Here is an 18190-nt window from a genome sequence, read left to right as displayed (position 1 = left end):
CCCTGTCGCGCAGTTGTGCTGGCACTCTCCATCGGGGAGTGCCAGCACTGAGACTATGACCGCGATTAGCACTCGGTCAAGCGGAGTGCCAATTCACCACCCTCGCGTGGCGCCGATGGACCCGCACACGCCCGGACAACGCGGGAGACCGGCGCCGTGTTCCGGCGCCGGGCGGCACACGAGGACTGACGCCCCGCCACCCCCGTCCGCACCACAGCCGGACACGCCCCCGTCAGACGTAGTCCTCCAGCCTGGCCACCGCGTACCCCTTCTCCGTGACGGTCTTCATGACGTGGCGGACCATGTCGGCCATCGATCCCTCCCAGTCCTCCTCACCCCGGAAGTGGGTGAGGATGATGTCGCCGGGATGCAGGTCCTGGTCCCACTCGCGCCACTCCATGTGGTCGGGGAAGGCCTCGGCGGCCCACAGGGGCACGGCCTTGATGCCACAGGACCCGGCGACGCGCAGGGTGTCGCCGTTGTAGTTGCCGTACGGCGGCCGGAAGAGGGTGGGCCGCTTCCCGAAGTACTTCTCGATCTTGTCCTGCTCGCCGCAGATCTCCCGCCGCTGTTCGGCCTTCGAGAGCCCCGGCAGATAACGGTGGTTGATCGTGTGGTTGTTGAGGGTGACACCCCGGGCCTGCATGTCCTTGAAGTAGCCGTAGTCGTCACTCACCACGTAGTCGCTGATGAAGGCGCTGTACGGGATCTTCAGTTCCGTCATCATGCGCAGAAGTTCGGGGTCCTTCTCCGCCCCGTCGTCCATCGTCAGGAAGACGACCCGCTCCTTGGTGGGCACCGTCGTGAAGACCGGCGGCAACGTCTCCCCGCCATCGACCTCGAAGCCCTCACGAGTGGTGATGCGCGGCTTCACGGCGGGTGGCGCGGGAGCGACGAGCGGAACCTTCTCGAGGCCCCACTTCTTCGCGGCGGCGACGCGGGCGGCCAGTTCCCGCTTCAGCCGCTCGGCCTCGGCGGCCTCGGCGGCGGCGGGACCCTCCTTCGCGGCAGCGGCCCCCGCCTGTCCGGCCGCCGGCTTCTGCGGGCCCGCGGCTCCTCCGTCCGTACCGTCGGCACACCCGGAGGCGGCGGCGCCGATCAGCAGGGCCGCCAGGACGGAACAGGCCGTTCTGCGGCAGTTCGTAGCGAACTTTTCTTTTTGTCTTACTAGCTGCATGGCGCCGCATCCTGCCACCGGGTCACCCGCTGCCTCCCGCGACACCTCCGGCGGCCCCGCCGCATCCCCCGGCTGGCTCACAATGGACGTGTGAACGCCCTTCCCCCCGCCGATCAGGCCGACCCCGCCGACCCGCTCGCCGCCTTCGCCGCCCTGCGCACCTCCGAGGGCGCGGCGCTCCTGGAGGAGCTGCGCGACCACGACCCCGCCCGGGAACTGGCGACCGCCACCCGGCTGCGCCGCAGCCATCCCGCCGCCCTCGTGTCGGCGGCGCTCGGCCAGGCACGGCTGCGGCAGCGCGCGGTGGCGAAGTTCGGGGCGGCGGACGCGTACCGCATGTTCTTCACCCCCGACGGCGTCGAACAGGCCACCCGCACCTCGGTCGCGGGCTACCGCGCCGGCCGGTTCGCCGGACTCGGCGTGCGGAGCGTCGCGGACCTGTGCTGCGGAATCGGCGGAGACGCGATCGCCCTGGCCCGGGCGGGTGTCTCGGTCCTGGCGGTGGACCGCGATCCGCTCACCGCCCAGGTCGCCCGCGCGAACGCCGAGGCGCTCGGACTCCAGGACCTCGTCGAGGTGCGGTGCGCCGACGTCACGGAGATCGACACGTCCCCGTACGACGCGGTCTTCGTCGACCCCGCGCGGCGCGGCGGGCGCGGCAGGATCTTCGACCCCGAGGCCTATTCACCCCCGCTCTCCTGGGCGACCGGGGCCGCGCTCAAGGCCCCCCGGGCGGCGTTGAAGATCGCTCCCGGCGTACCGCACGAGGCGATCGAGCCGCGGGCCGAGGCCGAATGGATCTCGGACGGCGGTGATGTGAAGGAGGCCGTGCTCTGGTTCGGCGAGGGTTTCACCCCCGGCGCCTTCCGGGCCACGCTGCTCCCGTCCCGTACGTCCCTCACCTCCGACGGCCCGCTTCCCGCCCCGCCGGTCGGCCCCGTCGGCCGGTACCTGTACGAGCCGGACGGCGCCGTCATCCGCGCACACCTGGTGGCGAGCATCGTGGATCGCTGCGAGGGCAGGCTGGTCGACGAGACGATCGCCTACGTCACGAGCGACACGCTGTACGAGTCCGACGCCACGGCCGCGTACGAGATCACCGACCAGTTGCCCTTCAACATGAAGAAGCTGAAGGCCCTGCTGAGGGAGCGACAGGTGGGTGTCCTGACCGTCAAGAAGCGCGGCTCGGCCGTCGAACCGGAGGAGCTGCGCCGCAAGATGAAGCTCCAGGGGCCGAACGCGGCCACCGTCTTCCTGACCCGGGTGGCCGGGGCCCCGACGATGCTGATCGGGCAGCCGGTGAAGCGGCCCTGACCAACGCTCCACCGTGACCGGCGGGCCGGCAGCGCCCGACGGGGGCGCCGGAACGCGCAACGGCGTTCGGGCGAAAGTCCCGGACACCACCGAGTGCGCGTGCCGCGCCCGGTGGCGGTACCGGTGCCGGAATCAGGTCAGCGGGTACGACGTACGGCCGGAAGCCTCGTCGATCTCGTCGTGTGCCTTGGTGAGCAGTTTCATCGCGAGCTCGTTGAGCGCGCGGGCCCCTGCGATCTCCTCGCCCACCCGCGGCTGCTGCGCGTCGGAGGGGTGGCGGCTGGCATACCCGTGGGCCCGCACCTCGGTCCCGTCACTCAGCCGCACCATCGCGGCCGCGCGGGTCCTGTGGGTGTCCTCCTCGAATTCCAGCTCGATGTGCCATCCGACCGTGGTCTCCATCATGTCGGTCACCTCCCGGGAGTCCTGTATCCAGGGTGCGCCCGTTCGTCCGCCCGCGCACGACGTGCGTACAACGCGTCTCAGGCGTCCCGCAGGGCCTGCACGTCCAGCTTCCGCATACCCATCACCGCCTTCATCACCCGGTCGGCCCTTGCCCGGTCGGGGCCGCCGAGAAGCTCGGGCAGCTCACGCGGGACGATCTGCCAGGACAGGCCGTACTTGTCCTTCAGCCACCCGCAGACGCTCTCCTCACCCTCCTCGGTGAACCTCGCCCACAGCCTGTCGACCTCCTCCTGGTCCTCGCAGTCCACGCTCAGGGAGACGGCCTCGTCGAAGGTGAACTGCGGGCCGCCGTTGAGACCGAGGTACTCCTGGCCCGCGAGGACGAAGTCCACCGTCAGGACCGTGCCGGTCTCCCCCGGTGCGGCATCCGTGGTGTGCGTGACGTCGACGATGCGCGAGTCCCCGCCGAAGACCGAGACGTAGAACTCCGCGGCTTCCTGGGCCTGGTCGTCGAACCACAGACAGGGCCTGATCTTCTGCATGATCTCTCTCCTCCGCTCGGGTGCGGTGCGCCGCAGGGCGCCGTGCAGGGTAGACCGCGGCGGGACCAGGAACTCATCGGGACACGCGTCCCGCACGCACGAGCAGCAGCTCCCGCTCCCGCGCGTTGCGGGTCAGCTCCGACGCCCGTACGAAGGCGGCGCGCGCCTCCTCGACACGCCCCAGCCGTTGCAGGAGGTCGCCCCGCACACTCGGCAGCAGGTGGTACCCCGAGAGGGCCGGGTCCTCCACCAGGGGGTCGGTCAGGGCGAGACCGGCCTCAGGTCCCTCGGCCATCGAGACGGCCACCGCCCTGTTCAGCTCCACCACCGGCGACGGCGCGGCTCCGGCGAGCCGGCCGTAGAGGGCGGCGATCGTCGGCCAGTCCGTGTCGGACCAGCGCACGGCGCGGGCATGGCAGGCGGCGATCGCGGCCTGCAGCGCGTACGGTCCCGGGGCGCCGCCCAGCGCGTGGGCCCGTTCGAGGGCCGCGAATCCCCTCCGGATCAGCAGCTGGTCCCAGCGGCCACGATTCTGCTCCGCCAGCAGGAGGGGCGTGCCGTCCGTCCCCGTCCTGGCGCGGATGCGGGACGCCTGCAGTTCCAGGAGGGCCGCCAGCCCGTGGACCTCGGGTTCGCCGTCCATCAGGCCCGCCAGCTGCCTCACGAGCCGCAGCGCGTCCTCGCAGAGCCCGGGACGCAGCCAGTCGTCTCCTGCCGTGGCCGCGTAGCCCTCGTTGAAGATCAGGTAGACGACGTCGAGCACGGAACCGAGCCGTGCGGCACGCTCCGGCCCCGACGGCACCTCGAAGGGCACGCCGGCGCGGCCGAGGGTCCGCTTGGCGCGGACGATGCGCTGGGCGACGGCGGATTCCGTGGCCAGGAACGCGCGGGAGATCTCGTCGGTGCTCAGACCGCCGAGCAGCCGGAGGGTGAGGGCTACGCGTGCCTCGGTGGAGAGCACCGGATGGCACGAGGTGAAGATCAGCCGGAGCATGTCGTCGTCGATGCCGTCCGGGTCCGCCGGTTCGGGCGGCGGCACGTCCTCCAGCGCCCGCCCGGCCTCGGCCAGCTTGCGTGCGTAGGTCTCCTTGCGGCGCACGAGATCGATCGCCCGGTGTTTCGCCGTGGCCATCAGCCAGGCTCCGGGCCGGTCGGGGACACCGGTTTCCGGCCACTGTTCCAGGGCGGCGACCAGCGCGTCCTGGGCGATCTCCTCGGCGAGTCCGACATCCCGCACGATGCGCGCCGTGCCGGCGATGATCCTGGCCGATTCGATCCGGTACACGGCCTCGACGGCGCTGCTCGTTGCTGTCACGGGGACACATCAGAGCAGCCGGGGGCGGGTACGGCAAGGATCCGCCGCCCCGCCCCGGACGCTGCCTGCCTGGTCCGTCAGCCTTCGGCGATCTCCCGGATCTCGGAGGTGATCGTCCAGTACGGCTCGTGGACCGCGAGGAAGCGCTTGGTCCACTCCAGGATCTCGGCCTTGTCCTTGGCCTGGATGAGGGCGTAGCCCCCGATGACTTCCTTGGTCTCCGTGAAGGGTCCGTCGGTGACGGTGAACTCGCCGTCGGACCAGGTGACCCTGGTGCCCTCGGAAGTCGGGGTGAGACCCGCCGTGTCCAGCAGGACACCGGCCTTGGTCATCTCCTCGATGAGCGCCCCCATGCGCTCCATCAGCCCCTGGCTGGGGCCCTCGGCCGGGGCGTTCTTCTCGTCGATCCGGACCATCGTCAGGTAGCGCGGCACGGTGTCTCCTCGGACTCCGGAAGCGGGGCTGTTCCCCGCCTCTCACCCATGCGTCGAACGGGAGGGGGCCGGATCGACACGTCGGGCGGGAATTTCTCAGAATTCTTTTCCGGACGATCCGGCCGGGTGCTCCCCGGCCCCGGATCAGCCGCCCGCGGGGCCGAGGGACTCGAAGCGCCAGCGGTGGACGGGGCGGCCGACCAGCCCGGCATCCGGCTCGGGAAGCTCCGGCAGTTCGTCGTCGTACGCCGCGTCCCACCAGGTCAGCACGAGCACCCGGTCCTGCGGGGCGCGCAGCAGCTCGCTGCGCAGCGGCTGCCGGGCCAGCTCGGCGGCCCGGGCCCCGGCCCACTCCAGCAGCTCCGCGCCCCGGCCGTCGGCGGCGCGGGCCTCCCACATCAGGGCGACGGTCATGAGTAGAGGTTGTCCTTGCTGATCTCGTGGACGTGGTCGTGACCGTGGCTGTGGGCCCCCGGCACATGGGTCTCCGTGACCGGCAGCGAGGAGTCCGCGGAGAGGTCCAGGTCCGAGACCGGGCGGTTGCGCGCCACCATCTCGGCGCCCAGCGCGGCGACCATGGCGCCGTTGTCCGTGCACAGCCCCGGCCTGGGGACCCGCAGCCGGATCCCCGCCTTCTCGCACCGCTCCTCGGCGAGTGCCCGGAGCCGCGAGTTGGCCGCGACGCCGCCGCCGATCATCAGGTGGTCGACACCCTCGTCCTTGCAGGCCCGGACGGCCTTGCGGGTGAGGACGTCCACGACGGCCTCCTGGAAGGACGCCGCCACGTCCCGTACGGGGACCTCCTCGCCTGCCGCGCGCTTCGCCTCGATCCAGCGCGCCACGGACGTCTTGAGCCCGGAGAACGAGAAGTCGTACGCGGGGTCGCGCGAGCCGCTCAGTCCGCGCGGGAAGGCGATCGCCTTCGGGTCGCCCTCCCTGGCCAGCCGGTCGATGACCGGGCCGCCCGGGAAGCCGAGGTCCAGCACCCTGGCGATCTTGTCGAATGCCTCGCCCGCCGCGTCGTCGATGGTCGCGCCGAGCGGCCGTACGTCGTTCGTGATGTCCGGGGCGAGCAGCAGCGAGGAGTGTCCGCCGCTCACCAGCAGCGCCATCGTCGGCTCGGGCAGCGGGCCGTGTTCCAGCTGGTCGACGCAGATGTGCGAGGCCAGGTGGTTCACCCCGTAGAGCGGCTTGTTCAGCGCGTACGCGTACGCCTTGGCGGCCGATACGCCGACGAGCAGCGCACCGGCGAGCCCGGGGCCCGCCGTGACGGCGATGCCGTCGAGGTCACGGGCGCTGATCCCGGCGTCCTTCAGGGCGCGCTCGATGGTGGGGACCATCGACTCCAGGTGGGCGCGCGACGCGATCTCCGGGACGACACCGCCGAAGCGGGCGTGCGTGTCGACGCTGGACGCGACGGCGTCGGCGAGGAGCGTCGTCCCGCGCACGATGCCGACACCGGTCTCGTCGCAGGAGGTCTCGATACCGAGTACGAGCGGTTCGTCAGCCATCAGTCTGTCTCTGTTCCTTGTACGGTCAGGCGCATGACGAGTGCGTCGATGTTCCCCGGCTGGTAGTAGCCCCGGCGGAAGCCGATGGGTTCGAAGCCGAAGCGTTCGTAGAGCTTCTGCGCACGGGTGTTGTCGACACGGACCTCCAGGAGCACGGCGGTGCACTCGAAGGCGGTGGCGTGCCGGAGCAGGTCGGTCAGGAGCTCGGATCCCAGGCCGCCGCCCCACTGGCCGCGGCTGACCGCGATCGTCTGGACGTCGGCGAGGTCGCCGGCCGAGGCGAGGCCCGCGTAGCCGACGATCCGGCCGTCGGCGGGGTCCTCCGCGACGACGTAGCGGTGGGTGGCCCGTGGCCCGCGGGCGCGGGCCAGTTCGGACCAGAACATGCCGGCGGACCAGGCGTCGTCGGGGAACAGCTCGTGTTCCAGCTCCAGCACCGGCTCGATGTCCCACCAGCGCATCTCGCGGAGCACAGCGGTCGAGGTGGTCACTTGGGGGTGACCACCTTGTAGTTCTTCGGGACCTGGGCGTCCGGCCTGCGCAGGTAGAGCGGCTGCGGCGGCAGCAGCGCGGCTCCTGCGGCCAGCCGTTCGGCGGCCAGGGCGGCGAGCGCGCCGGCGGAGACGTGTTCCGGGCCGCGGGCGACCGGGAAGACCTCGGGGTAGAGCAGCGCGCCCGCGCCGACGACGGGCAGCCCGGCGAGCCGGTCAGCGATGTCGGCGGGCCGGTCGACGGCGGGGTCGCCGTCCCGGGTGCGGTGGTCCTCGTACCGCGCCCAGTAGACCTCCTTGCGGCGCGCGTCGGTCGCGACGGCGAAGGGGCCTTCGAGGCCGTCCAGGCCGGCGGCGTACGCGAGGGCGTCGAGGGTGCACAGCCCGTGCACGGGCACGGAGAGGGCGGAGCCGAAGGTGGCGGCGGTGACCAGGCCGACGCGCAGCCCGGTGTAGGGGCCGGGTCCGACCCCGACGGCCACGTCGGTCACGGCGTCGAGCTTCACCCCGGCCTCGGCGAGGACCCGGTCGACGGCGGGCAGCAGCAGCTCCCCGTGCCTCCGGGCGTCGACCTGGCCTGTCTCGGCGACGACTGAGGTCCCGTCGTGAAGGGCGGCGGTGACGGCGGGGGTGGCGGTATCCATGGCGAGCAGCAGCACACAAACAGCCTACGGCTCCGCAGACTCGGCGATCGCAGCCCCGGCAGCGTCCCGGTCTCCCCTTCCGCTGCTGGTACCGTCGCCGGGTATACGCGTGTACGACGTAAATGCTTGTACGACATGCGACGGACGCATGTGAAAGGGGACCTCACGGTGGCACGGGGCAGCTCGGGAATCGTGGCCGGGCTCACTGCCGCGGCGGTGGCCGCGGTCTGTTTCCTCGCCTACCAGGCGTCGGCGAACGCGCCCGACTCGGTCGCCGCCCCCTCGGCCGGGGCCTCCGGGCCGACGGCCACCGCCTCCGCGTCCGCGAAGCCCAAGGCGCCGGCGGAGCCGTTCGCGGTCCCGGCGGAATCCGGCACCGGGGCCCGCGTCGTGTACGCGCTGAAGGACCGCCGCGTGTGGATCGTGGACGACAAGGAGAAGGCTCTCCGGACGTTCGCCGTCATGCCCAGCTCGGTGAGCCCGCCACCCGGTGCGTACCAGGTGACCTCACGGTCCGGCAGCATCAAGGGCTCCGACGGCGTCCCGATCGAGCACGTGGTGCTCTTCGCGAACATCGACGCCGTGCCCGTCGGCTTCAGCGCCGCGCAGGACGACTCGATGCACAGCCCCGATCCCACGATCAAGACCGGCGGGGTGCGGATGAAGAGGGCCGACGGCAACGCCTTGTGGGCCTTCGCCACGGTCGGCGTGAAGGTCGTCGTCGTCCCGTAGGACCCTGACGTGGAGCCTGACCGGAGGGTCAGGCCGCGTCGCGCCCCGCTTCGGGCCGTGTGTCCTCGGTGTCGTCCTCGTCGGCGTGATCGCCCCGGGGCGGCGTCGACACCGCCGTCGCGGCCGCGCAGGAAGCCAGCAGGTCCTTCATCGACACCGCGGACACCGACGGTGGCTCCGCCTGCGACGACTGCGGCTGCACTTCACGCTCGGGTGCCGGCATGGATGCCTCCTCGGGCCTCGACGAGAGACGGGTTAGGTAGACCTAACCAATCCCTGTACCCCATGTGACCACGACGAGCGCCCCCGGCGCAACATTTTACCGACGTCCTGTCGGAAAGTGATGGAACGGGGCGTGGAATCCGCCTACGCACGGCAACCCCGGCCCGCTGCCGCAGCCCGACCGACTCCCGCAGCCCGGCCCGCTCGCGCCGCCGCCCCGTCCGGAGCAGGCCGGATGCGGACACCGCCCCGTCCGGAGCACGGCCGGATCCGGTTACCGCCCGGAGCGCGGCGCCCTCGTTCTTCGGCCTGTCCTCAGGACGCCGCCAGCTCCGCGCCCAGTCCCGCCCAGCGCGCGCCGATCCCCACCAGGGTCACCGTGCGGCGCTCGTCGTCCGTGTCGCCGACCGCGCGGTCGATGACCACGCGCAGCCGGTCCTCGGACAGCTCCTCGACCTTGCCGTCGCCCCACTCCACGACGACCACGGATTCCGGGAGCGACACGTCGAGGTCCAGGTCCTCCATCTCGTCGAGGCCGCCGCCCAGGCGGTACGCGTCGACGTGGACCAGCGCAGGGCCCTCGCCCAGCGGCGGATGGACCCGGGCGATCACGAAGGTCGGCGAGGTGACGGCGCCGCGTACCCCGAGTCCTTCACCGAGGCCGCGTGTCAGGGTCGTCTTGCCCGCGCCGAGCTCGCCGGTGAGCATCACCAGGTCGCCGGGGGCCAGCACACCGGCGATCCGGCGGCCCAGTTCCTTCATCTCTTCGGGGGACTCGACGGCGACGTCCAGGGTGACGGTGCCCGGTGCGACGGTCCCGGCCGCCGGGGTGCTGTGCGCTGCTTCCATGCCGACCAACGGTAGAGGATCAGCGCGCCTCGGCCGGAACGGCGCCGATCCTCACCAGCAGGTCGGCGAGCCGGTCGGTCACCGTCTCCGGGTGCTCCAGCATCACCAGATGGCCGGCGTCCGGCACGATGACCAGCTCCGCGTCCGGAAGCTCGTCCGCGATGGCCTCGCTGTGCGAACTCGGCGTCACGAGATCCTTGTCACCGGCCAGGATCAGCACCGGAAGCCCCCGGAAGGCGGGCAGCGCCCCGCTCTTGTCGTGCTCCGTGAAGGCGGGATAGAACTCCGCGACCACATCGATCGGGGTCGACTCGATGAGCCGCTCCGCGAACCGCGCGACCGCCGGGTCCACGTCACGCGACCCGAACGAGTACCGCTTGATCAGCCCCGCGAACAGGTCGGCGGTCGCCCGCCGCCCGCGCTCCACCAGCTCGGCCTGCGAGCCGAGCGCCTTCAGCACCCCGGGCAGGACCCGGCGCACCGCGTTCACGCCCGCCACCGGCAGGCCGAAATTGACCTCGCCGAGCTTGCCGCTCGACGTCCCGACGAACGCGACCGCGGCCACCCGGTCGCGGATCAGCTCCGGATACCGGTCGGCGAGCGCCATCATCGTCATGCCGCCCATGGAGTGCCCGACCAGCACCAGCGGGCCCTCCGGCGCCGCCGCGTCGAGGACCGCCTTGAGGTCGCGGCCGAGCTGGTCGATGCCGACCGGCACGCCCTCGGCCTGCGCCCTGCCCCGCTCGGAGCGGCCGTGGCTGCGCTGGTCCCAGTGGACCGTACGGACCAGGCCGCGCAGCGCGGCCCGCTGGAAGTGCCAGGAGTCCTGGCCGAGGCAGTAGCCGTGACTGAAGACGACGGTCAGGGGCGCGGGGTCCTTGCTGCCGAAGAGCCTGCGCCGGCGCGGCCCGGAGCCCGCCGGGGTACTGCCCCCGGGGCCCCCGCCCGCGCGGCTCGTGCCGCCGTCCGGCTCGATCTCGTCGACCTCGTAGTACAGCTCGGTGCCGTCGTCCGCGACCGCCCGGCCGGGCAGCCCGCGCAGGGAGCCGTACGGTCCGGAGGCGTCCAGGGCGAGGCGGGCCTTCTTGCGCATGCCCCGGCCCACGGTGAGCCGCTCGACCGCGACGCCCGCCGCCGCGCCAGCGGCGATGACGCCTATCGCCGCCCCGGCCACGCCCGCCCGGCGCCAGCCGGCCGCTGCGACGGCCGCCGTCGCCACCACGTCCTCGGCGCTGGTCTCGCTCACCGTGCCGTGCTCCCTCGTAGTCGTCGTTGTCGTCGTCGGACCGTGGTCCCGCCGGAGCCCGGGCCTCAGTCCCGGCCGGAGCCCCCGTGCAGATGGACCCGGGGCACACGTGCGCCGATGCGCGTGACGATCTCGTACGCGATCGTGTCCGCCGCCTCGGCCCAGTCCTCCGCGCTCGGTTCACCCCGGTCACCCGGCCCGAACAGCACCGCTTCCGCACCCGCCTCGAGTGTGTCGCCCTCGAGGTCGACCACGAACTGGTCCATCGCGACGCGCCCGGCGATCCTGCGGACGGAGCCTCCGACGAGGACGGGGCCCCGGCCCGAGGCATGGCGCGGGATGCCGTCCGCGTAGCCGACCGGCACCAGGGCGAGAGTCGTCTCGGCGGAGGTCGTGTAGTGGTGCCCGTAACTGATGCCGTGCCCCGGGGGCACCTGCTTGACGAGCGCGACCGAGGCCGCGAGCGTCATGACGGGCCGCAGCCCGAAGTCGGCCGGGGTGCCCAGCTCGGGGCTGGGAGAGATGCCGTACATCGCGATACCGGTGCGTACGAGATCGAAGTGGGACTCGGGCACCGTGAGCGTCGCCGGTGAGTTGGCGATGTGCCGCACCTCGGGCCGGACGCCTTCCTTCTCCGCGTACGCCACCATGTCGCGGAAGACGTTCAGCTGGGCCGCGATCGACGGGTGTCCTGGCTCGTCGGCGCAGGCGAAGTGCGACCAGAGACCGGTGACGCGCAGGATGCCCGCTTCCTCGGCGGCCCGGGCGGCCGAGACGAGCTCGGGCCAGTCCGCGGGCTGGCAGCCGTTGCGCCCCAGGCCCGTGTCGGCCTTGAGCTGGACCCGGGCCGGGACCCCGGCCTCCGTGGCTGCCGCGCTGACCTCGTCGAGTGCCCACATCCCGCTCACCGAGACATCGATGTCGGCCTCGACCGCCTCGCGCCAGGGGCCGCCGGGCGTCCACAGCCAGCACATCACGCGGCCGCCGATCCCGGCCTCCCGCAGGGCGAGCGCCTCCTGCGGGGTGGCGGTGCCCAGCCAGGCCGCCCCGGCCTCCAGCGCCGCCCTGGCACAGGGCACCGCGCCGTGGCCGTACGCGTCGGACTTCACCACGGCCATGAGCTGTGCCCCGGACGCCCGCGCGCGCAGGGCGCGCACATTGGCGCGCAACGCGGCGAGGTCGATCTCGGCACGGGCTCTCAGGGTCGCTGTCTCGTTCATCGCGCCCAGTGTCTCAGAGCCGTACGCCTGTGCCCTCGACCTCTGTGCCCGGTGAGGCGGTCACCGGTGGTCCAGGGCTTCCTCCAGATGGCCGACGAGGACCGGGACGTGGCTGGCGGGGACGTCCTTCACGGCCGTGAGCAGGGTGACGGGACCGCCCCGCCGCAACAGGGCGAGAAGCCCCTCGACGGCCTCGGTGTGGGCGGGGTCCCGGAGCTCGGTGCGGTAGCGGTCCACGAAGTCGTCGTACCGGTCCGCGGAGCGGTCCTCGTGGTACCAGGTGCGGAGTTCCTTCGAAGGCGTCACGTCCTTGGCCCACAGGTCGACCGCCGCGTGCTCCCTGGACAGCCCGCGCGGCCAGAGCCGGTCGACCAGGACGCGGGTGCCGTCGTCGTCCTCCGGCGGGTCGTACACCCTGCGTACGCGTATACCGCTGCCACTGCCCACGACCGATCACCGCCCGTTCCCTCTGCTCCGGCCCCGGCTTCCAGCGTGGATCAGGCCCGCACGTCCCGCCAGGCCGCCGGCAGGGCGGCCGCGACGTCCTGCGCGGCGACCGGTGCCCCGTCCGAGGCCCGGCGCGCCGCGAGCCCGTGCAGATAGGCGCCCACCGACGCGGCGTCGCGCGGTGCGAGCCCCGCGGCGAGCAGCGAACCGGTCAGCCCGGACAGCACATCACCGCTGCCCGCCGTGGCCAGCCAGGACGTGCCGGTCGGGTTGACCCGGACGGGCGTGTCCCCCGGCTCCGCGACGAGGGTCGTGGAGCCCTTCAGCAGCACCGTGGCGTGGTAGCGCCCGGCCAGTTCCCGTACGGCGGCGAGCCGCCCCGCCTCGACCTCCTCGCGGGGCACACCGAGCAGCGCGGCGGCCTCACCTGCGTGCGGGGTGAGGACGGTGGCCGCGGTCCGGGCACGTACGGCCGCGGCGTCCATCAGACGCAGCCCGTCCGCGTCGACCAGTACCGGGACGTCCGAGGCCAGCACGTCGGACACCGCTCCCGCCGCCGCCGACGAGTCGCCGAGCCCCGGCCCGACCACCCAGGCCTGCACCCGGCCGGCCTTCGACGGCGGGCCCGGGTGCACCAGCGTCTCCGGGAAGCGGGCGATCACCGCCCGGGCGCCGGGGCCGGCGTACCGCACGGCTCCCGCGCCGCCGTGCAGCGCACCGGCGACCGCGAGCACGGCCGCGCCCGGATACCGCTCCGAGCCGGCGGCCACCCCGACGACCCCGCGCCGGTACTTGTCGCTCTCGGCGCCCGGTACCGGCAGCAGGGCGGCCACATCGGCGTACTGGAGTGCCTCCAGGTCGGGCCGGGCGGGCAGTTCCGCCGCCAGGCCGATGTCGACGAGCCGGAGTGCCCCCGCGTGTCCGGCGGCCGGGTCGATGAGCAGCCCCGGTTTGTACGCGCCGAAGGTGACCGTCGCGTCCGCCCGTACGGCCGCTCCGAGCACCTGGCCGGTGTCGGCCTCGACCCCGCTCGGCAGATCCACCGCGAGCACGGGGGCGTGTCCGCCCGTGACCGCGCGGACCAGCTCCGCCGCCTCGGGGCGCAGGCCACCGCGGCCCCCGATCCCCGTGATGCCGTCGACCACGAGGTCGACGGGGCCGAAGGCTCCGAGGTCCGGGCCTTCGAGGACCTGCCCGCCCGCTGCCAGCAGGGCGGCCAGCGCGGCGGCGTGGACCTTGTCCGGCGACGTCAGCAGGGCCCGTACGCCGGCTCCGCGCCGGGCCAGCCGGGCTCCCGCGTACAGCGTGTCCCCGCCGTTGTCGCCGCTGCCGACGAGGAGGAGCACCCGGGACCCGTACAACCGCCCGTTGCGCCGGAGCAGATCGCCGCAGGCCACCGCGAGCCCGGCGGCGGCGCGCCGCATCAGCGCCCCCTCCGGCAGCCGTGCCATCAGCGCCTTCTCGGCGGCCCGTACGGTCTCGACGCTGTAGGCATGTCGCATACCCTCAACCCTCCGCGATCACCACGGCCGACGCCACCCCCGCGTCGTGGCTGAGCGACACGTGCCAGCTGCGGACGCCGAGCTCGGCCGCCCGCGCCGCGACGGTGCCGCGGACCTCCAGGCGGGGCCGCCCGCTGTCCTCGACGCACACCTCGGCGTCGGTCCAGAGCAGCCCGCCCGGTGCGCCGAGCGCCTTGGCCAGCGCCTCCTTCGCGGCGAACCGGGCCGCCAGCGAGGCGATTCCCCGCCGCTCCCCGCCCGGCAGCAGCAACTCCCGTTCCAGGAAGAGCCGCTCGGCCAGCTGGGGCGTACGCCCCAGCGCGACGCCGAAGCGTTCGATCTCCGCCACATCGATCCCGACCCCAATGATCACGCGCTCACTCACTCATTCGACTGTCACGGACTTCGCCAGATTGCGCGGCTGGTCCACCTCGTTGCCCCGGGCGGTCGCCAGCTCGCAGGCGAAGACCTGCAACGGCACCGTGGCGACCAGCGGCTGAAGCAGCGTAGGCGTAGCGGGGATCCTGATGAGGTGATCGGCGTACGGGACGACCTCCTCGTCGCCCTCCTCCGCGATGACCACGGTGCGGGCGCCCCGGGCCCTGATCTCCTGGATGTTCGACACGATCTTGTCGTGGAGCACCGAACGGCCGCGCGGGGACGGCACGATCACGACCACCGGCAGACCCTCTTCGATCAGCGCGATCGGCCCGTGCTTGAGCTCCCCGGCGGCGAAGCCCTCGGCATGCATGTAGGCGAGCTCCTTGAGCTTCAACGCGCCCTCCATGGCCACCGGGTAGCCGACGTGCCGGCCCACGAAGAGCACGGTGTCGTGGGCGGCCAGGGAGCGTGCCAGTTCGCGTACCGGCTCCATGGTCCCGAGGACGCGTTCGACCGCGCCGGACATCTCGGAGAGCTGGCGTACGACCGTACGGATCTCGTCGCCCCACTTGGTGCCCCGTACCTGCCCCAGGTACAGCGCGACGAGGTAGCAGGCGACGAGCTGTGTCAGGAACGCCTTGGTGGAGGCGACGGCGACCTCCGGTCCGGCGTGCGTGTAGAGGACGGCGTCGGACTCCCTCGGGATGGTCGAGCCGTTCGTGTTGCAGATCGCGAGGACCTTCGCCCCCTGCTCACGGGCGTGCCGGACCGCCATCAGCGTGTCCATGGTCTCCCCCGACTGCGAGATGGCGACGACGAGGGTGCGCTGGTCGAGGATCGGGTCGCGGTAGCGGAACTCGCTGGCGAGTTCCGTCTCGCACGGCAGCCTGGTCCAGTGCTCGATGGCGTACTTGGCGATCATCCCGGCGTGGAAGGCGGTGCCGCAGGCGATGACGACGACCTTGTCGACCTCGCGGAGCACACCCTGGGGGATGCGCACCTCGTCGAGGTGGAGGGTGCCCGAAGCGTCCACCCGCCCGAGCAGCGTGTCGGCGACGGCCTTGGGCTGGTCGGCGATCTCCTTCAGCATGAAGGAGGCGTGGCCGCCCTTCTCCGCGGCCGACGCGTCCCAGTCCACGTGGTATTCGCGCACGTCGGCGGGCCGGCCGTCGAAGCCGGTGACCGTGACCCCGTCCCGCCGCAGCTCGACCACCTGGTCCTGGCCCAGCTCGATCGCGTCCCTCGTGTGTGCGATGAAGGCGGCCACATCGGAGGCGAGGAACATCTCACCGTCCCCCACCCCCACCACCAGCGGCGAGTTCCGCCGCGCCCCGACCACAGCGTCGGGCTCGTCCGCGTGCACGGCGACCAGGGTGAACGCGCCCTCCAGCTGCCGGCACACCTGACGCATGGCCTCCGCCAGGTCGCCGCCCGACGAGTACGCCTCGGCGAGCAGATGGGCCACCACCTCGGTGTCGGTCTCGGAGGTCAGGTCATGCCCCCGCACGGCCAGCTCCTCGCGCAGGGCGGCGAAGTTCTCGATGATCCCGTTGTGCACGACGGCGACCCGGCCGGCGTTGTCGAGATGCGGGTGCGCGTTGGCATCAGTGGGCCCGCCGTGCGTGGCCCAACGGGTGTGCCCGATCCCGGTGTTCCCGGCCGCCAGCGGCCGGTCCTTGAGCTCCTTCTCCAGATTGAGGAGCTTCCCGGCCTTCCTCGCGGAGGCCAGCCCCCCGTCCGCGAGCACGGCGACCCCCGCGGAGTCGTACCCCCGGTACTCAAGCCGCTTCAGCCCCGCGACGACGACGTCCTGCGCCGACTGCACCCCGACGTAACCCACGATTCCACACATATCGCCACCATAAGGCCGGTGTCACCGACCGGGGCGGCGCGGAGGCGCCTGACGCTGCGCCAAAAGTGTCCGGCCGGACCGTGAACCTTTCCCGCCGGTGCGGGGAACAGGGGGTGCCACACTTACCGACCGGACCGCTGGAGGCGCTGTGCCCGGACTACGACCGCCGCCTCCGGCCGAGCCGGACGACGCCGAGATGATCGCCCGGTCCGTCGAGGAGCCGGAGCTGTTCGCCGGGCTGTACGACCGCCACGCGGCGGACATCCACCGGTACACCACCCGCCGCCTCGGGGAGGGGGCTGCGGACGACATCACCGCCGAGACGTTCCTCGTCGCGTTCCGCACCCGAGCCCGCTACGACCCCTCCCGCCGTCTCGCCCGGCCCTGGTTGTACGGCATCGCCGCCAACCTCATCGGCAAGCACCGGCGCAGCGAGGTACGCGCCCTCAGGGCCCTCGCTCGTACCGGTGTGGACCCCGTCGCCGCGTCGTGGAGCGAGCGCTCGGACGACCGGATCGCCGTCCAGGCTCCGCTGGCGGGCGCGCTCGCCGCGCTCTCCCCCGGGGAGCGGCACGTGCTGCTGTTGTTCGCCTGGGCGGACCTGGGCTACCAGGAGGTCGCAGACGCGCTCGGGATACCGCTCGGCACCGTCCGATCCCGTCTCAACCGCGCCCGCCGCAAGGTCAGCGAAGCGCTGCACACCGACCCCGCGTTCACCTCGGCCGGACAGGAGCTGAATCCGTCATGGACGAAATGACCCAGCTGCGCGAGCTGCGCGCCGACGCCCCGTCACCGGACCGTTCGGCACTCGCTCCCGGGCGCCGGCGCCTGATGGACGCCGTCGCGGGCGACCGGCGCGGCCGTGCGAGGCGGGCTGACTGGCGGCTCGTCTCGCTCGGCGCGGCCGCGGCGGTCACCGTGGCGGCCCTGCTCGGCACCCAGCTGCTCGACACGTCCGACCCGCGGGGCACGGGCCCCGCCATGACGGCGGGCGACCTCGACCTGTCCGGGCCGGCCGAGACGCTGGGGCGGGCGGCCGACTTCCTGGAAGCTCTGGCGCCTCCGCCGGAACCTCGCGACGACCAGTGGATCTACACCCGGCTCGTGATGGGACCGCCCGAGCTGAAGTCCGGGGACCAGCAGGGTGAGGTCGAGTACGACCCCGACTCCTGGACCCCGTACGGCAACGCGGCGGCGGAGAAGGACCGGTCGGACGACGACCGTTCGGCCCGCGAGATCTACGAGGCCGCCGACGACCTGCCCGACGACCCGGCGGCCCTGCTGGCAGAGGTCCGTGAGCTCTACCCCTCCGGAGACACCCCCGAGGGCGAGGCGCAGCAGACCTTCCGCGGGCTGAGCGTGCTCGTCGAGTCCTACCCGCTCGCCCCGGACGCCCTCGCCCGCATCTACCGGGCGATGGCCACGGTCCCCGGCGTCGAGATCACCGACCACCTCGTCAAGGACGCGGCGGGCCGCGAGGCCATCGCCGTCACCCAGGACGAGGAGGGCACGCACCAACGCCGCGAGATCCTCCTCTCCCCCTACGACTACAGCTACGCGGGCCTGCGCTTCGTGGTCACGGAGGACCACGAGATGGACTTGCCGAAAGGCATCAAGGGCATCAACAAGAAGCTCGCCGCAGGTGACATCACCATCACCCAGGCCCGCACCGCCGCAGCCGTCGTCGACGCCAGGGGCGCCAAACCCTGAGCCACGCGGCCCCGTTCCTCCCGGCCGGGGCAGGTGTCCGCCACAGGGGTGCGGACACCTGCCCCCGGCCGGGGGCGGCTCTGCCCCCGGCGCCCGGCGCCCCCGCGACATCAGCCCGTACGCGCCGGGCCGGAGCCCCGCGCGGAATTCAGCTGTGCCCCTGTCAGCGACGCCTGCTAACCTGCGGCTTCCCCCC

At 72.7% G+C, this 18190-nt stretch carries 21 protein-coding genes; 4 read left to right on the top strand and 17 right to left on the bottom strand.

The genetic code is table 11. The features are described from left to right. Positions 1-232 precede the first annotated feature (232 nt). Positions 233-1177 carry a polysaccharide deacetylase family protein gene (locus tag HED23_RS03955; protein ID WP_203182028.1) on the bottom strand — a complete coding sequence of 315 codons (945 nt, stop codon included), beginning with the start codon at positions 1175-1177 and terminating at the stop codon, positions 233-235. 90 nt (positions 1178-1267) lie between these two features. Between HED23_RS03955 and HED23_RS03950 the strand changes: the two genes are divergently transcribed. Continuing rightward, positions 1268-2491, top strand: coding sequence for a THUMP-like domain-containing protein (locus HED23_RS03950; RefSeq protein ID WP_203182027.1), 1224 nt, complete (start codon positions 1268-1270; stop codon positions 2489-2491). A gap of 132 nt (positions 2492-2623) precedes the next feature. Here HED23_RS03950 and HED23_RS03945 read toward each other — a convergent pair whose 3' ends face one another. The 8 genes from HED23_RS03945 to tsaB form a co-directional block, all read right to left on the bottom strand. After that, the gene (locus tag HED23_RS03945; RefSeq protein ID WP_203182026.1) at positions 2624-2896 is read right to left on the bottom strand and encodes a DUF1876 domain-containing protein; all 273 of its coding nucleotides are present in this window, start codon (positions 2894-2896) and stop codon (positions 2624-2626) included. A gap of 77 nt (positions 2897-2973) precedes the next feature. Next, a complete protein-coding gene (locus tag HED23_RS03940) occupies positions 2974-3438 on the bottom strand; it encodes a VOC family protein (RefSeq protein ID WP_203182025.1) in 465 nt (154 codons plus the stop codon). 73 nt (positions 3439-3511) lie between these two features. Continuing rightward, positions 3512-4753 carry an RNA polymerase sigma factor gene (locus HED23_RS03935; protein WP_203182024.1) on the bottom strand — a complete coding sequence of 414 codons (1242 nt, stop codon included), beginning with the start codon at positions 4751-4753 and terminating at the stop codon, positions 3512-3514. A 77-nt stretch (positions 4754-4830) separates the two neighbouring features. Next, a complete protein-coding gene (locus HED23_RS03930; protein WP_203182023.1) occupies positions 4831-5187 on the bottom strand; it encodes a YciI family protein in 357 nt (118 codons plus the stop codon). A gap of 144 nt (positions 5188-5331) precedes the next feature. Then, positions 5332-5601, bottom strand: a complete 270-nt coding sequence (locus HED23_RS03925) for a hypothetical protein (RefSeq protein WP_203182022.1) — start codon at positions 5599-5601, stop codon at positions 5332-5334. Beyond that, positions 5598-6698 carry a tRNA (adenosine(37)-N6)-threonylcarbamoyltransferase complex transferase subunit TsaD gene (gene tsaD, locus HED23_RS03920; RefSeq protein WP_203182021.1) on the bottom strand — a complete coding sequence of 367 codons (1101 nt, stop codon included), beginning with the start codon at positions 6696-6698 and terminating at the stop codon, positions 5598-5600. Before tsaD ends, HED23_RS03925 begins: the two co-directional genes overlap by 4 nt. Continuing rightward, the gene (rimI, locus tag HED23_RS03915) at positions 6698-7189 is read right to left on the bottom strand and encodes a ribosomal protein S18-alanine N-acetyltransferase (protein ID WP_203182020.1); all 492 of its coding nucleotides are present in this window, start codon (positions 7187-7189) and stop codon (positions 6698-6700) included. The genes tsaD and rimI overlap by 1 nt, the downstream gene beginning before the upstream one ends. Continuing rightward, positions 7186-7833, bottom strand: coding sequence for a tRNA (adenosine(37)-N6)-threonylcarbamoyltransferase complex dimerization subunit type 1 TsaB (gene tsaB / locus HED23_RS03910; RefSeq protein ID WP_203187349.1), 648 nt, complete (start codon positions 7831-7833; stop codon positions 7186-7188). The genes rimI and tsaB overlap by 4 nt, the downstream gene beginning before the upstream one ends. A gap of 135 nt (positions 7834-7968) precedes the next feature. Between tsaB and HED23_RS03905 the strand changes: the two genes are divergently transcribed. Next, on the top strand, positions 7969-8565 hold the full coding sequence (locus tag HED23_RS03905) for a hypothetical protein (RefSeq protein ID WP_203182019.1): 597 nt from the start codon (positions 7969-7971) through the stop codon (positions 8563-8565). Positions 8566-8593: 28 nt separating this feature from the next. Here HED23_RS03905 and HED23_RS03900 read toward each other — a convergent pair whose 3' ends face one another. From HED23_RS03900 to glmS, 8 genes are all read right to left on the bottom strand, one after another. After that, positions 8594-8788: a hypothetical protein gene (locus HED23_RS03900; protein ID WP_203182018.1), complete on the bottom strand. Its 195-nt coding sequence runs from the start codon at positions 8786-8788 to the stop codon at positions 8594-8596. A gap of 314 nt (positions 8789-9102) precedes the next feature. Beyond that, positions 9103-9636 (bottom strand): tRNA (adenosine(37)-N6)-threonylcarbamoyltransferase complex ATPase subunit type 1 TsaE, encoded by a 534-nt coding sequence (tsaE, locus tag HED23_RS03895; RefSeq protein ID WP_203182017.1) that lies wholly within the window; start codon positions 9634-9636, stop codon positions 9103-9105. 19 nt (positions 9637-9655) lie between these two features. Continuing rightward, on the bottom strand, positions 9656-10882 hold the full coding sequence (locus HED23_RS03890; protein ID WP_203182016.1) for an alpha/beta fold hydrolase: 1227 nt from the start codon (positions 10880-10882) through the stop codon (positions 9656-9658). Positions 10883-10947: 65 nt separating this feature from the next. Further along, positions 10948-12102, bottom strand: coding sequence for an alanine racemase (gene alr / locus HED23_RS03885; protein ID WP_203182015.1), 1155 nt, complete (start codon positions 12100-12102; stop codon positions 10948-10950). A 60-nt stretch (positions 12103-12162) separates the two neighbouring features. Beyond that, positions 12163-12549, bottom strand: a complete 387-nt coding sequence (locus tag HED23_RS03880) for a DUF488 domain-containing protein (RefSeq protein ID WP_203182014.1) — start codon at positions 12547-12549, stop codon at positions 12163-12165. Between the two features lie 50 nt (positions 12550-12599). Continuing rightward, positions 12600-14051, bottom strand: coding sequence for an NAD(P)H-hydrate dehydratase (locus HED23_RS03875; RefSeq protein ID WP_203182013.1), 1452 nt, complete (start codon positions 14049-14051; stop codon positions 12600-12602). A gap of 4 nt (positions 14052-14055) precedes the next feature. Continuing rightward, positions 14056-14424 carry a holo-ACP synthase gene (locus tag HED23_RS03870; RefSeq protein ID WP_203187348.1) on the bottom strand — a complete coding sequence of 123 codons (369 nt, stop codon included), beginning with the start codon at positions 14422-14424 and terminating at the stop codon, positions 14056-14058. Between the two features lie 12 nt (positions 14425-14436). Then, a complete protein-coding gene (gene glmS, locus HED23_RS03865; protein ID WP_203182012.1) occupies positions 14437-16284 on the bottom strand; it encodes a glutamine--fructose-6-phosphate transaminase (isomerizing) in 1848 nt (615 codons plus the stop codon). A 196-nt stretch (positions 16285-16480) separates the two neighbouring features. On the opposite strand from glmS, the gene HED23_RS03860 reads away from it, so the two are divergent. Continuing rightward, complete coding sequence (locus HED23_RS03860) at positions 16481-17041, top strand: RNA polymerase sigma factor (protein ID WP_203187347.1); 561 nt, start codon at positions 16481-16483, stop codon at positions 17039-17041. Beyond that, positions 17029-17994 carry a CU044_5270 family protein gene (locus HED23_RS03855; RefSeq protein WP_203182011.1) on the top strand — a complete coding sequence of 322 codons (966 nt, stop codon included), beginning with the start codon at positions 17029-17031 and terminating at the stop codon, positions 17992-17994. The genes HED23_RS03860 and HED23_RS03855 overlap by 13 nt, the downstream gene beginning before the upstream one ends. The last annotated feature ends 196 nt before the right edge of the window (positions 17995-18190 follow it).

It is taken from the genome of Streptomyces pratensis, from assembly GCF_016804005.1.
GTDB lineage: Bacteria > Actinomycetota > Actinomycetes > Streptomycetales > Streptomycetaceae > Streptomyces > Streptomyces pratensis_A.
Note: the sequence above shows the minus strand (reverse complement) of the source record. Positions and strands in the feature narration are given on the sequence as shown.